Below are 13,447 nucleotides of genomic sequence, written 5' to 3'. Positions count from 1 at the left end.
TCCAGGAGGACGCGATGGACGCAGAACTGGCCGCGATGGCGGCATCGGGAGCCACCACCCTGGTCTCCCTCATGGTCACCGATTCCTGGACTCACGCCCGCGCACTGATGGGCCGGTTCCTGGCACGTGCGGGCGCGGACACCGTCGCGATCAGCGGCCTGGACGACGCGCGTGCGCGGCTGCTCCCCACCGGCACCGCAATGGACGAGCACGCCGCGTCCGACATCGCGGCCGAGTGGCAGACCCGTCTCTGCGCGCTGGTGGAAACCGGGGCGCTCGCCGGCGAGGACCTGAGTGCTCTCGGAGCGTCGCTGCGCCGCCTGGAGGCCGCCGCAGCGGGCCGCTCGGGCACGGTGCACAACACCGTCTCCGGCGGCACCCAGCACGGCCCGATCGTCCAGGCCGGCACCGTCACCGGTCTGGCCTTCCCGCCGGATCCGTCCCCACACCGGGAACAGGGCTGAAGACCGGCCCGGGTGTCCTGTCGGCGCCGGGCTCCCGATCTCTTCCTGCCGAGGGGCACCTACCGTCGCCGAACGCGGCTACGGAGGCACCAGCCAGCTCATCCCGCACCGCAGACTACGGGGCCGGAGCCGCCTCAGCCCGCGACGGGAAGCCGAGAACGCCACCCACTGCCGGGTGCGAGTAGGTGTCGAACGCGCTCACTCACATCCCATGAGGTCACTCTCTGGATGTTCCGGTCCTTCGTGCTCCACCCATCCGTGGCCGGGGCGCGCCGTGAGCGGCATGGAACATCAGGCGCACCCTCAAAGCGTCACAGGAACCCGGACCGCATGAGGCGCCGACCGCCTCGCAGCGCCAGCGCAGCCCATCTCGACAAAGCCGCACCGGAACGCTCCTGTGCGTCTTCGTCGTCACACGGTTCTATAAAGAGGTCCCCGTCAGGGGCTTCGCCGATCACCCGCTATCACACAGCCCCTATGAGCGGGGTGCTGGATGAAGCTGTTTGACCAGGTGGAAGACCTCCCGAGCCGCGTAGCGTTTGACGCACCGGACGTTTTCGCGCCGGGTCTTGCCCTCCTTGATCCGGCGCTCGTAGTAGTCCTGGGTGCGCGCGTCGCCCCGCAGGCGGATGAACCCGATGGGGTGCAGCGCCGCGTTGGCCTGCCGGCCGCCGCCGCGGTTGAGGCGACGGAACTGTCGGCGCCCCGAGGAACGCTCGACAGGGCTGACTCTGCACAGCGCAGCGAACGACGCTTCGCTGTCCAGCCGTTGCGGGTTGTCGCCCACCGTGATCAGCAATGGGACCGCCGTGTCCGGGGCACGGCGCACTGTGGGGCTGGCCGCCTCCGATGTTTCGCAAATCGTCTGCATCAGCAGCATCGGCATTGCGCCACCAGGTCACGGGCCCCCTGCCGACGCTCGCAGCACCCTGCCTGGTATATCGGGCGAAGTGGTGGGCTCGACGCTGACCGTCTCCGACGGTACCTACATCCTGTACAACCTCACTCCAGGCACCTACACCGTTGAGGCCTAGGGCTACGGACCAGTGGCCGAAGCCGTGGCACTGGCAGAGGGAACGGCCCACTTGGTGGACCTGCATATGGGACACGAGGGCCACGACCGATTCGCCTCCCGGCTTCCCCGTGCTCAGCAGACCTCGAACAAACCCGCCGCCCCCATGCCGCCACCGACGCACATGGTGACGACCACGTACCGGGCTCCGCGCCGCCTGCCCTCGATCAGCAGGTGCCCCACGAGCCGAGCCCCGCTCATCCCGTAGGGATGTCCCATGGCGATCCCGCCACCGTTGACGTTGAGCCTCTCCGGATCGATACCGAGACGGTCCCTGCAGAACACGGCTTGGGAGGCGAACGCTTCGTTGAGTTCCCACAAGTCAATGTCTTCGACGGACAGACCATGCGTGGCGAGCAGCTTGGGCACGGCGAACACCGGGCCGATGCCCATCTCGCCAGGTCCACAACCCGCCACTGAGATGCCACGGTAGACGCCAAGGGGTTCTAGACCACGCCTCGAAGCCTCTCTGGCCTCCATGAGGACACTCGCGGAAGCGCCATCCGAGAGCTGGGAGGAGTTGCCTGCGGTGACGGACGCACGGTGCCCGGGGCGGTCGTCCAGGACGGGCTTGAGCCCGGCGAGTCCGGTCGAGGTCGTCGCAGGACGGTTGCACTCGTCAATGGACAGAGTGAACTCCGCTGACGTTCCCTTGACCAGATGCGTCCCTGTGAAAGGGACGATCTCGTCGTCGAATGCTCCTCGCGCCTGTGCGTGCGCCATGCGCTGCTGCGAGGTCAGGGCGAAGTTGTCCTGAACCTCGCGACTGATGTGGTGGCGCTCGGCCACGTTCTCCGCGGTCTCCAACATGGAGACGTAGACGGAGTCCTCCTGTTGCGCCAGCCACGGATCCCGGCTCCGGTAGACGTTCCGGAGATCGTTCTGCACCAGGGAGATCGACTCCACGCCACCGCCGATCGTGACGCCCATTCCGTCGGCGACGATCTGCTTTGCGGCGATCGCAATGGCCATGAGGCCGGAGGCGCACTGTCGGTCAACCGTCATACCGGGGACCACCACAGAGAGGCCGGCGCGGAGTGCGGCCTGGCGCGCCACGTTGTATCCGGTGCTGCCCTCCGGCATGGCACAGCCCAGGACGACGTCATCGACCTCGGCACCGTCCAGTCCCGCCCGTGCGAGTGCCCCGGTGATGGCGTGGGAGGCCAGGTGCTGGCCCTGTGTGTCGTTGAAGGAGCCCCGGTAGGCCTTGCCGACGGGGGTGCGGGCGGTGGCAACAACCACTGCTTCTCGCATGTACTGCTCCTGCAGGAGTGTTGGACAAAATCGGCGCGCCGGGCATCGCCCGGTCGGGAGAGCTCAGCGAACGAGCCGGGACACAGTGTCCGCGACACACACGGGCTTGTCGTGGCCTCCCCTCTCGACGACGACCCGCAGGACGACCTGTGCGTGATCGCCGTTCAGGTCAACCGACAGCAGTTCGCCGCCTGCCCGAAGGGCCGAGCCGACCGGCACCGGTGCCGTGAAGCGGACCTTGTTCACCCCGTAATTGACCAGCATCGACAGATCCGTCACGGCGTAGATCTCCGAGACCAGCGACGGAAGCATGGCCAGCGTCAGATAGCCGTGGGCGATGGTGCTGCCGAACGGACCTTTGGCAGCCCGCTGCTGATCGACGTGGATCCACTGGTGGTCACCGGTCGCTGCGGCGAAGAGATCCACCTGACGCTGGGTCACGTCGTGCCAGTCACTGAAACCGATGTGCTCGCCTACATGCTCGCGGAGTTCGCCGATTCCGTCGAAAACGCGCATGGTGTACTCATCCTTAGTGTCGAGGAGTCAGGAATTACGGCTCGGCGTGTGAGCCTGGGAAGGTCAGTCCGTGGGACCACCGGCGACATAGATCACCTGTCCGGAGACGAAACCGGCTTCCTCGGCGGCAAGGAAGGACACGGTGTTGGCCACATCGGTGACCGTCCCGGCTCGCGCGACGGGAATGTCGCGCACGCAAGCGGCCGCGTAGTCGTCCCACGGCACGCCCAGCCGGTGGGCCACGGCACGGTTCATGTCGGTGAGGATGAAGCCCGGTGCCACGGCGTTGGCGGTGATGCCGAACTGGCCCAGTTCGATGGCTAGTGTCTTGGTGAAGCCTTGCAGCCCGGCTTTCGCCGCCGCGTAGTTGACCTGACCGCGGTTGCCCAGGGCCGAGGTGGAGGAGAGGTTCACGATCCTTCCGTGACGTGCCGCGACCATGTACGTCTGCACGGCTCGTGTCATGAGGAACGACCCTCGCAGGTGGACGGCCATGACGTCGTCCCAGTCGGATTCCGACATCCTGAAGATGAGGTTGTCCCGGGTGATTCCCGCGTTGTTCACCAGCACGGTCGGGGGCCCGAGAGCATCAGCCACGCGGCGGACGGCCTGGTCGGCCTGTGCCGCATCCGCTACGTCAGCGCCGACGGCCACCGCCCTGCCGCCCGACTCGGAGATCGTCTTCGCCGTCTCGGCGGCGGACTCTTCGTCCAGGTCCAGCGCGGCCACGGCCATGCCGTCGTGCGCCAGTCTTACAGCCGTCGCGGCGCCAATACCACGGGCAGCACCCGTCACAACAGCGACGCGAGAGGGGGTTGCGCCCACGAGATCACGCTCCTTCAGAGAGGTTACGGAGTGATGAGAACGAGATGGTCCGAGGGACGTCAGGTCGACTGCTCCGGAACGCCGTCCGACCGGGGCGGGTCCGCACCGGGTTGGGGGCTGCCGGCGAGTTCGGCCCGCAGCCCCCGCTTGAGGATCTTGCCGGTGACGGTCTTCGGCAGCGGGGCGGTGCGCACCAGCACTTGACTGGGCCGCTTGTACGCGGAGAGCGACCGGGCGCAGTGACGCATGACCTCCGACTCGGTCAGAGGGTGCGAGGCGCCGGTGACGACGACGGCCATGGGCCGTTCGCCCCACCGATCGTCCGGAACACCGATGACGGCTGCCTCGACCACCCCGGGCAGGCGCAGGATCACCTCTTCGACCTCGCTCGGGTACAGATTGATGCCGCCGGTGATGATCACGTCTTTGGTGCGTCCTGTCACCGTGAGGAGGCCGGACGGATCCAGACGGCCGCTGTCACCGGTGTGAAACCAGCCATCGCGGAATGCCTGGTCGGTCGCCGCTTCGTTCCCCACGTAACCGGTCGTTGTGGCGGGAGAGCGCAGCAGGATCTCGCCCTCGCCCTCGAAGGCGACCCTGCCGTCGGATCGTCGCACCGCCACTGTCGCGATGGTGCTGGCCCGCCCTGTGCTGGCAGGGTGCGCGCGTGCCTCCCCCGGCTCGATACAGGCAGCGATCAGAGGCATCTCGGTCATGCCGTAGGCCTGCGTGATCGAACAGGACGGCAGCGCTTGATGGAGATACGAGACAAGGCTCGGAGGAAGGGGTTCGGCCCCGCTCATCACGCGGTTGAGTGAGCTCACCCGCACGCGTTCCAACAGCTCGTGGTCTTCGGCCAGTTGCTTGAGCAGCGTGGGCGCCAGAAAGGCCCTGGCGATGCCGGCCCGCTCTACGGTGTCGACGACCCTCTTCAAGGTCGCGGAGCCGGTGGGGAGCACTTCGGAACATCCGCCGGTCCACAGCTGCGCCAGGGTGATGTGATGGAGGCCCGCGCTCCAGGAGAACGAAGGCACGACGAGATACTTCTCATCGTCCCGCAACGCGAGGTCGGACATCTGGTGCTGGGCGTTCCAGAGGACCCGCTGGTGGGTGTGGAACACGGCCTTCGGGGCGGAGGTGGTCCCGGACGTGTAGTAGATCATCGCGGGCTCGGTACCCGAGACCGCGATCTGCGGGGCCTCCTCGACGCCGAAGAGCAACAGGTCCTTGTAGGTGTGCGTGCGTATGCCGGGGGGTACGTCGACGTGGCCGACGGTCACGACCGCCCCGGGCACCGCCGTCATACTGTGGAGGGCCGCCTGGGCGTGCTCATCGACGATCAGTACGCGCGGGGCCCCGTTCTGCAGCACGGTGTTCACGTCGTGGCCGGTCAGCAGGACGTTGACCGGCAGGCACACGGCGCCGATCGAGGTGATGGCGAAGAGTGCCTCAAGCCATTCGAGCCTGTTCCCCATCAGTACACCGACACGGTCGCCCTTGCCGACTCCCAGTTCCAGCAAGGCGTGGGCGAACCGGTTCGCGTTGGCGTACAGATCGGCGAAGGTCCGCACTTCGGCGCCCTGAGTGAAGGCCGGCCGCCCGGCGGTCGCGGGAGAGAGCGCGTTCCGTTCCAAGATCGAGACGAGCGTGTACTCCGCCGTCATGAGGCGGACTCCGGTGGCACGGTGGTACCGAGGGTCTGCGCAATTCCCTGGAATCGCGGGGAGCGCTTCTGCCGGTAGCTCGATACGCCCTCGACGAAGTCGGCGCCACGGAACGCCTCCGCGAGAAGGCCGAGATCGTGGGCGGCGGCCCTTTGGTAGTCGGCGAGGAAGTCCCGGCGGAACTGCCGTTTGATCACGGCGAGCGACGTGGGCGAGCAGGTGTCGGCGATGGTGGTGGCGTAGGCCATGGCGGCTTCCACCACTTGTGCCCTCGGCACCGCACGCGTGGCGAGTCCCATGCGAACGGCGTCCCTACCGTCGATCACCCGACTCGACAGCAGCAGATCGCGCGCATGGCCTGCGCCGGCGACGGCACCGAGCAGATACGTGAGCCCGTGTTCCGCGACTACACCCCGCTGTGCGAAGGAGGTCACGAGCTTGGCCTCCTCCGCGACGATCCGCACATCGCAGAAGAGCGCCTGGACCAGTCCGAGCCCGGCACAGCCACCGTTGACCGCGGCGATCAGCGGTTTGTCGAGAAGCAGTGGCGTGTGAAAGGCGGTGCCGAAGTGCTCCCGGTCCGGATCCGATGCGAGCGCCTCAAGTGCGGCGATGTCCGCTCCCGCGCAGAAGGCCCGTCCCGCACCGGTGACCACGATGGCCCGCACGTCCGGGTCGGCCGCAGCCGCTGACAGCACCTCGCGGTACTGGGCGTCCATGTCCAGCGTCAGGGCGTTGAGGGACTCGGGCCGGTTGAAGGTGACGAGCAGGACACCGCCTCTCTGTTCGCACTCGATGGTGCCGTTCTTCCTGGGGGCGATCACAGTGCATCTCCTCGGCTGCGACGGCATGCCTTGCTCCCTCTGTCCGAATGCGACAGTCGGGGCGGCGTGAATGAGCGCATAGTCATCTGCGTGCGGACCGGATGTCAAGAAGGGTGCAGGCATTGAAGCCTCAACAGGCATCTGACCTGCACATTTAGAATCCTTGCTTGACAGCGGTTGCGTATGACCTCAAGGTGACTGTGCGCTTAGTAAGTGGAGGTTGCGAAGTGCGTACTGTATTCAATGGCGATCATGATGCGTTCCGCGCATCAGTACGAACGTATGTGGACCGGCACGTGAAGCCCGTCCACGAGCAGGCCATCGAGGACCGTTTTCTGCCCCGCGAGGTGTGGCGGGAAGCCGGCCGGCAGGGGTTCCTCGGTCTGGGGGTACCGGAGGAGTACGGCGGGAGCGACGCCGGCGACTACCGCTTCAGCGCGGTGCTGACGGAGGAACTGGCAGCCGTCGGCGCGGCTGTGGCCTCCAGTCTCAGCATCCACTACGACGTGGTCGCTCCCTATCTGGTGGAGCTCGGCACGAGGGAGCAGCGAAAGCAGTGGCTGCCGGGCTTCTGCAGCGGCGAACTGGTCAGCGCCATCGCGATGACGGAGCCGTCCGGTGGTTCCGACCTCGCTTCCCTGCGTACCACGGCGGTGCGCAGGAACGGTAAGTGGGTCCTCAACGGCGCGAAGACCTTCATCACGAACGGCACCGGCGCGGATCTGGTGGTCGTTGCGGCACGCACGGGACCGGGTGAACGCGCCAGAGGCATCAGCCTGTTCCTGGTGGAGGCGGCGCAAGCGGGCTTCCGGCGAGGCCGGAAGCTGGACAAGGTCGGGCAGCCGGAGTCCGACACCGCCGAGTTGTTCTTCGACGATGTCGTCCTCGACGAATCGGCGCTTCTGGGCGAACCGGGCCGCGGATTCGCCTACATGATGGAGCGGCTGCCCCAGGAGCGGATCAACGGAGCGATCACCAACATCGCTCACGTACGGCCGTTGCTGGAGGAGACCATCGCCTACGCCAGGGAACGGCACGCGTTCGGCCGACCGGTGGGGGCCTTCCAGTACAACAAGTTCGTACTGGCCGAACTGGTCACCAAGGTCGACGTGACGCAGGCGTTCGTGGATCAGTGTCTGCTCGCTCATGCGCAGGGGCGGCTGTCCGCCGTGCAGGCGGCCAAGGCCAAGTGGTGGACCGCACAGGTGCAGAACGAGGTACTGGATGCATGTGTTCAGCTTTTCGGAGGCTACGGCTACATGCGCGAGTATCGCGTCGCGCGGGCCTGGCAGGACGCCCGGGTGACCAAGATCTGGGCGGGATCGAACGAGATCATGAAGGAACTCATAGGCCGTGACCTCGGTCTGTGAGGGGCAGCGGTGCCCGATCTCACTTTCCTCCGCGGCGCCTGGACGGCGAGGCGGACGCCGCGGCGAGGGCCGGGTTGGTGACCATGCCGAGGGCCACCTCCGCATAGAACGCTCCGAGCTGCTCGGGCGAGTCGGAACCTTCCAGCCGGTACCAGCGGACGAGGTCGATGGCGAGGGAGTTCATCGCCCGCACCACCCGGTTGACGTCCACCGGCACGAAACTTCCCTCGGCGGCCCCTCGCAGGACGATCTTACGGAAGACGTCGTTGGTCTCGTGCCGGACAGTGAGGATCTCCGCATAGTGTTCCGAAGACAGCGCGGCCATCTCGTACTGGTTCACCCTGCCGGTGACGTGGTAGCGAGCATGCCAGGCCACATAGCGAGCGAATGTGCTGCGCAGGTGCTGGGCGGGGTCGTCGTCCTCCGGCCCTTGGGTCACCGCGAGCGCGCTCTTGTGACCCACTCTGGAGATCGTGTACAGCACGTCCTCCTTCGAGTCGAAGTGGACGTAGAGGGCCGCGGGACTCAGCTTCGCGCCTGAGGTGATGTCACGCGTGGTGGTGGCGTGAAAGCCCTTGGCGGCGAAGCACCGCACGGCGGATGTCAGCATCTTCTGGGCGACCTCGGAAAAGCCGTACTCCCACAGCTTCGCGGAATCGTCGTCGAGCTGAGTGGCCTCAAACCTCTCGGGACCCGCCTCGGACGCCCGCTTCGATGCCTTCATGTCTTGTCTCCTTCGGGTCGACATCAGTGTAGTGAATGTGCGCTCAGTCAGTCATATCAGCCCTACCCCTGGATCGAGGAGGACTCATGCTGGACCGAAAGCAGCTGTTCATCGGCGGTGTCTGGGAGACACCGTGTTCCGATCAGGTGATCGAGGTGGAGAATCCGGCGACGGAAGAGCGGCTCGCCGAAGTGCCGTGCGGTACGGCGGCCGACATCGACGCGGCGGTCGCGGCCGCGCAGGAGGCGTTCGCCACCTGGTCCCAGACAACGCCCGCGGAACGGGCGGCTCTGCTGCGGCGGACCCAGGAAGGGCTGGCCGCCCGGTCGTCGGAGATCGCGACGACGATCTCACAGGAAATGGGATGCCCGATCCGCACGTCGAAGCGGATCCAGGTGGCTCTCCCCCAGACCGTCCTGAGCAGCTACGCGGATCTGCTGAGCACGTACGACTTCGACGAACGTGTCGGCAACACGGTCGCCGCCAAGGAACCGGCGGGCGTCGTCGGCGCGATCACGCCGTGGAACTATCCGCTGCACCAGCTCGTCACGAAGCTCGCTCCGGCGCTGGCCGCCGGCTGCACCGTGGTCGTCAAGCCCAGCGAGGTGGCACCGCTGTCGGCCTACGCGCTCATGGAAATCCTGCACGAAGCGGGACTGCCGGCGGGGGTGGTCAATCTGGTGCCCGGGTACGGCTCCGAAGCCGGTCAGGCACTGGCAGCCCATCCCGGCATCGACGTGCTGTCCTTCACCGGCTCGGTGGCGGCCGGGTCGCATGCCGCCGCTCTCGCGGTTCGCAATATCACCCGAGTGACCTTGGAACTGGGTGGCAAGTCCGCGAATGTGCTGCTTCCTGACGCAGACATCGAGACGGCGGTGAAGAGCGGGGTGGCCAATGCCTTCCTCAACGCCGGTCAGACATGCACCGCCTGGACACGGTTGCTGGTGCACCAGGACTCCTACGAGGAGGCAGTGGAACTGGCCGCGAGCGCGGCCGGGCGACACACCCTCGGGGACCCTCTCGACGAGTCGACCAGGCTCGGTCCGCTGGTGTCGGCCGCGCAGCGGGACCGGGTACGGGCTCTCATCCGTACGGCGGTCGACGAGGGCGCACGGCTGGTGACCGGTGGCTGGGAGCAGCCGGAGGGCATGGAACGCGGCTACTACGTCGCGCCGACCGTGCTCGCGGACGTCGCTCCCGACGCCACGGTGGCGCAGCAGGAGGTCTTCGGCCCTGTCCTGTCCGTGCTGCCTTACGCGGACGAGGAAGAGGCCCTGGCCATCGCCAACCACTCGCAGTTCGGCCTGGCGGGAGCCGTCTGGTCGGCCGATGAGAAACACGCGGTGAGATTCGCCCGCGCCATGCGCACCGGCGCTGTGGACATCAACGGCGCCCGATTCAACCCGCTCGCGCCCTTTGGGGGGTACAAGCGGTCGGGCATCGGGCGGGAGCTCGGCACCTATGGGTTGGAGGAGTTCCTGGAGGTGAAGGCGATTCAGTTGTGACACAGGAACAGACCACATCAGCCCATGGCGCCGGTGCCGTCCAGCATCAGGCGAAGTGGCTTCGTGATCTCGGCCGCAGGGTGCCTGCCACGGCGTCGGCGAGCGCCGTGATGTCCTCGGAGTCGAGTGTGGCGATCGTCGCCCGGATGAAGGGCGGTGTAGCCAGACGATGTGGTTCACCGGCTCGCAGAACCCAGCCGAGGCCCTGGAGCCGACGGAGCGTGGCGGCCTCTTCAGGCACGGGAATCATCACGTTCAGCCCGGAGGTGCCCCTCCCGTTCACGCCTCGGTGCGCGAGTTCACCGATGAACTGCTCACGCCGCCGGGTGTATGTGTCCCGAGCCCGGGCCATGAGCTCCTCGGTCTCGGGGGCGCAGAGCATGCCCAGCACCATGTGCTGGAGTACGTGGCTGACCCATCCGGCGCCCAGCTTCTGCCTGCCCTCGACCCTGCTCACCGTGGTGTGGTCACCGGCGAGGAAGGCGAACCGCAGATCCGGTCCCAGGGTCTTGCTGACCGAGCGCAGCACTGCCCAGTGACGGCGGGACCGGATGAGCGTGTGATAGCGAACTCCGGAGACGGAGCTCGCGTGGTCGTTCTCCACTACGATCACATCGGGATGGCTGTCCAGCACAGTGGCCAGTTCGTCAGCGCGGTCGGCGTCAAGCGCCGCACCCGTCGGGTTCTGCGCCCGTGGAGTGAGGATGACGGCCGCCGGCCGTGCGGCCAGGGCGTCGCGCAGTGAGCCGGGCACGAGGCCGCGGTCGTCGACGAGGGTGGGCACGGGGTTCAGTCCCGCGGCCCGCACCAGATCCAGTACCCCTGTGTAGCAGGGGTCTTCGACGACGACCTTGTCGCCGGGGCGCAACCAGGCGGCCAGAATCCGCTCCATCCCGTCCATGGCCCCGCTGGTCAGACAGATCTGCTCCTCGGCCAGCTGGAACTCTCCGAAGACGCGCGCGCCCAGCTCACTCATACCGGACACCATCGTGGAATCGCCATAGCGGTAGGGCGGCATGCGCAGGGCGTGAGCCACGTCGTTCAGCGAGGGCAGGAGAGAGGGATCGGGGTTGCCGTCGCTGACGTCGCGAATACCTTCCGGCAGGGGCACAGCGACCCTGCTGACCAGCGGGGGACGCGGGCTGATCCGCGTGCCCTTGCCGACGGTGCCGGTGAGCACACCTCGCCCACGCAGGTCCCGGTAGGCGGCGGCGACGGTGGCCGGACTCAGGCCCAGGCGGGCCGCGAGTGACCGGACCGACGGCAGCAGGTCGCCCGGAGCGACACGCCCTTCGCGTACGGCCTCCTCCACGCTGGCGGCCACCTCGCGCGAAGTGCGGCCCTGTATAGCAATCGCTTGATCCACGCGACCAGTGTACTAGTACAGCAACCCCCCGACGGGCGGGTTTCGAAAAGGCAAAGCCGCCAGGAGAAACCTGGAAATTACAACGCAGGCCTTGCGAGTTGCACATGGCCGAATCTAGCGTTCCGTCACACCCGCCAAAGTGTTCTAGAACGGATGCCCTATGAGGCTCGATACGCTGATCACCGGCGCCAGGGTGATCACCATGGACCCTCGCCGGCCCTACGCACACGCCATCGGCGTGTGGAACGGCCAGATCGTCGGCCTGGACGACGAGGTCACCGACCTCCCCGCACGGCGCACCGTGGACGTACGGGGAGCGACCGTGGTCCCCGGATTCGTCGACGCGCACGCCCACCTCGTGTGGACGGGGCTCGCCTCTCGAGCGGTCAGCCTGGCCGCGTGCGACAGCATCGAGGCCGTGCTGCGCACCCTGACGGACGCGGTTCGCCGCACGGAGCCGGGTGGCTGGGTCGAGGCCGTCGGGTACGACCAGAGGCCGCTGGGCCGGCACCTGACCCGGCACGACCTCGACCAAGTCTCCGAGGGGCGGCTCGTCCATCTCCTGCACACCAGTGGACACGCCGCCGTGGTCAACGGCGAAGTACTGGACCGCCTGCCCGACAGCGCCCGGGGAGCGGAGGGGGTGGACTGCGACACGGCGGGGCGGCCCACCGGGCTCCTCCTGGAGGACGGCAGGCGGTTCGTCCAGGCCCTGAGGTCGCCGTACGAACCTTCGGCCTTGGACGCGGCGCTGTTCGCCGCCGCTCGTATCTGCAATGCCGAAGGCGTGACGACCTGCGCCGAGGCAGGAGTGGGCAGCGCCGTCACCGGATCCAGCCGGACGGCCTTCGCTGACTACCAGCGAGCTCACGCCCGGGGACTGTCCCTTCGGACGCAGCTGATGGTCGTGGCCGACCAGTTGCACGATCTTCCGGCGCATCCACAAGCGGATTCCCGCATCGGACTCGACCTGGGACTGCGCACGGGGATCGGGGATGCCCGCTTGTCCGTCGGCGCTATGAAGATGTGGCTGGACGGCGGGATGATGGCCCGGACCGCCGCGCTGGGCAGGCCGTACAACGGCAGCGACGAGTCGGGGATCCTCGCGCGTGATCCGGAGGACGTCGCCCGGACCGTGAGTGCCGCGCACGCTTCCGGGTGGCAGGTGGCCCTCCATGCCATCGGTGACCGTGCGATCGATGTCGCCCTCGACGCGCTGGAGCGCGCTCAGCGCGAGAACCCGCGGACCGATGCCAGGCATCGTATCGAGCACTGCGGCCTGGTCCGCCCGGACCAGCTGGACCGGCTCGCCGCCCTCGATGTGTTCGCCGTGGTCCAGCCCACGTTTCTCTACGAGTTCGGAGACGACTACGCGACCGTCATGGGGCCCGAGCGGGCACCCTGGATGTACCGGGGCCGTGCCTTCGTCGAGCGCGGTGTTCCCCTGGCCGCCAGTTCGGACCGCCCCGTGTCGGACGGCGCGCCTCTGAGAGGCATGCAGTTCATGGTCGAGCGTCGCTCCCATTCCGGATCGCCGATCGGGCCCCACGAGGCGATCACCGTGGAACAGGCACTCGCCGCGTACACCCGGGACGCCGCCCGCGCCTGCCACCTCGACCGCCTCCTGGGAACCCTGTCTCCCGGCAAGAGGGCCGACATGGTGGTGCTCGCCAAGGACCCGCGGTCGGTGCCTTCTCAGGAGATCGCCGGCATCCCGGTCCTTGCCACGCTTCTGGACGGCGACACGGTGTACGGCGCGCTGGACGGGATGACGAGGAGGCCGGGTGACGTGTGATGGCCGAGACGTCCCGCACGACATCCGCCACCGAACGGCTCGGGGAGGGAGCGGACGCCGGCGGCCGT

Annotated in this window: 11 protein-coding genes and 2 pseudogenes; 5 read left to right on the top strand and 8 right to left on the bottom strand. The window is 67.5% G+C overall.

Translation table 11 applies throughout. From position 1 onward, the window contains the following. Positions 1 to 14: 14 nt before the first annotated feature. Both AB0472_RS40540 and AB0472_RS40535 read left to right on the top strand, forming a co-directional pair. Complete coding sequence (locus AB0472_RS40540; protein ID WP_366364378.1) at positions 15 to 464, top strand: hypothetical protein; 450 nt, start codon at positions 15 to 17, stop codon at positions 462 to 464. Between the two features lie 43 nt (positions 465 to 507). Next, positions 508 to 669, top strand: a pseudogene (locus tag AB0472_RS40535) (IS5/IS1182 family transposase); the annotation flags it as partial. Between the two features lie 270 nt (positions 670 to 939). On the opposite strand, the pseudogene AB0472_RS40530 reads toward AB0472_RS40535, so the two are convergent. The 6 genes and pseudogenes from AB0472_RS40530 to AB0472_RS40505 all read right to left on the bottom strand — a co-directional run. Then, positions 940 to 1,263, bottom strand: a pseudogene (locus AB0472_RS40530) (transposase); the annotation flags it as partial. A gap of 348 nt (positions 1,264 to 1,611) precedes the next feature. Further along, positions 1,612 to 2,790, bottom strand: a complete 1,179-nt coding sequence (locus AB0472_RS40525; RefSeq protein WP_366364377.1) for an acetyl-CoA C-acyltransferase — start codon at positions 2,788 to 2,790, stop codon at positions 1,612 to 1,614. A 63-nt stretch (positions 2,791 to 2,853) separates the two neighbouring features. Beyond that, entirely contained in the window at positions 2,854 to 3,306 is a 453-nt protein-coding gene (locus tag AB0472_RS40520; RefSeq protein ID WP_366364376.1) for a MaoC family dehydratase, read from the bottom strand. Positions 3,307 to 3,369: 63 nt separating this feature from the next. Continuing rightward, entirely contained in the window at positions 3,370 to 4,131 is a 762-nt protein-coding gene (locus AB0472_RS40515) for an SDR family oxidoreductase (protein WP_366364375.1), read from the bottom strand. 59 nt (positions 4,132 to 4,190) lie between these two features. After that, the gene (locus AB0472_RS40510; protein ID WP_366364374.1) at positions 4,191 to 5,795 is read right to left on the bottom strand and encodes a class I adenylate-forming enzyme family protein; all 1,605 of its coding nucleotides are present in this window, start codon (positions 5,793 to 5,795) and stop codon (positions 4,191 to 4,193) included. Beyond that, on the bottom strand, positions 5,792 to 6,619 hold the full coding sequence (locus tag AB0472_RS40505; RefSeq protein WP_366364373.1) for an enoyl-CoA hydratase-related protein: 828 nt from the start codon (positions 6,617 to 6,619) through the stop codon (positions 5,792 to 5,794). Before AB0472_RS40505 ends, AB0472_RS40510 begins: the two co-directional genes overlap by 4 nt. 227 nt (positions 6,620 to 6,846) lie before the next feature. Between AB0472_RS40505 and AB0472_RS40500 the strand changes: the two genes are divergently transcribed. After that, complete coding sequence (locus AB0472_RS40500) at positions 6,847 to 7,989, top strand: acyl-CoA dehydrogenase family protein (RefSeq protein ID WP_366364397.1); 1,143 nt, start codon at positions 6,847 to 6,849, stop codon at positions 7,987 to 7,989. 19 nt (positions 7,990 to 8,008) lie between these two features. Here the strand turns inward: AB0472_RS40500 and AB0472_RS40495 are convergent, their stop codons facing one another. Continuing rightward, on the bottom strand, positions 8,009 to 8,713 hold the full coding sequence (locus AB0472_RS40495) for a TetR/AcrR family transcriptional regulator (RefSeq protein WP_366364372.1): 705 nt from the start codon (positions 8,711 to 8,713) through the stop codon (positions 8,009 to 8,011). An 86-nt stretch (positions 8,714 to 8,799) separates the two neighbouring features. Between AB0472_RS40495 and AB0472_RS40490 the strand changes: the two genes are divergently transcribed. After that, entirely contained in the window at positions 8,800 to 10,218 is a 1,419-nt protein-coding gene (locus AB0472_RS40490; RefSeq protein WP_366364371.1) for an aldehyde dehydrogenase family protein, read from the top strand. A gap of 46 nt (positions 10,219 to 10,264) precedes the next feature. On the opposite strand, the gene AB0472_RS40485 is transcribed toward AB0472_RS40490, so the two are convergent. Beyond that, positions 10,265 to 11,584 carry an aminotransferase class I/II-fold pyridoxal phosphate-dependent enzyme gene (locus AB0472_RS40485; protein ID WP_366364370.1) on the bottom strand — a complete coding sequence of 440 codons (1,320 nt, stop codon included), beginning with the start codon at positions 11,582 to 11,584 and terminating at the stop codon, positions 10,265 to 10,267. 160 nt (positions 11,585 to 11,744) lie between these two features. Between AB0472_RS40485 and AB0472_RS40480 the strand changes: the two genes are divergently transcribed. Beyond that, positions 11,745 to 13,379: an amidohydrolase gene (locus AB0472_RS40480; RefSeq protein ID WP_366364369.1), complete on the top strand. Its 1,635-nt coding sequence runs from the start codon at positions 11,745 to 11,747 to the stop codon at positions 13,377 to 13,379. The last annotated feature ends 68 nt before the right edge of the window (positions 13,380 to 13,447 follow it).

Source organism: Streptomyces sp. NPDC086777 (assembly GCF_040702065.1).
In the GTDB taxonomy this organism is placed as follows: Bacteria; Actinomycetota; Actinomycetes; order Streptomycetales; family Streptomycetaceae; genus Streptomyces.
This window is presented reverse-complemented; position numbering and strand designations above follow the sequence as displayed.

Coding starts and splice junctions, on each gene's coding strand:
- AB0472_RS40490 (WP_366364371.1), top strand. CDS start 8,800: ATGCTGGACCGAAAGCAGCTGTTCATCGGCGGTGTCTGGGAGACACCG.
- AB0472_RS40525 (WP_366364377.1), bottom strand. CDS start 2,790: ATGCGAGAAGCAGTGGTTGTTGCCACCGCCCGCACCCCCGTCGGCAAG.
- AB0472_RS40520 (WP_366364376.1), bottom strand. CDS start 3,306: ATGCGCGTTTTCGACGGAATCGGCGAACTCCGCGAGCATGTAGGCGAG.
- AB0472_RS40480 (WP_366364369.1), top strand. CDS start 11,745: ATGAGGCTCGATACGCTGATCACCGGCGCCAGGGTGATCACCATGGAC.
- AB0472_RS40540 (WP_366364378.1), top strand. CDS start 15: ATGGACGCAGAACTGGCCGCGATGGCGGCATCGGGAGCCACCACCCTG.
- AB0472_RS40495 (WP_366364372.1), bottom strand. CDS start 8,713: ATGAAGGCATCGAAGCGGGCGTCCGAGGCGGGTCCCGAGAGGTTTGAG.
- AB0472_RS40510 (WP_366364374.1), bottom strand. CDS start 5,795: ATGACGGCGGAGTACACGCTCGTCTCGATCTTGGAACGGAACGCGCTC.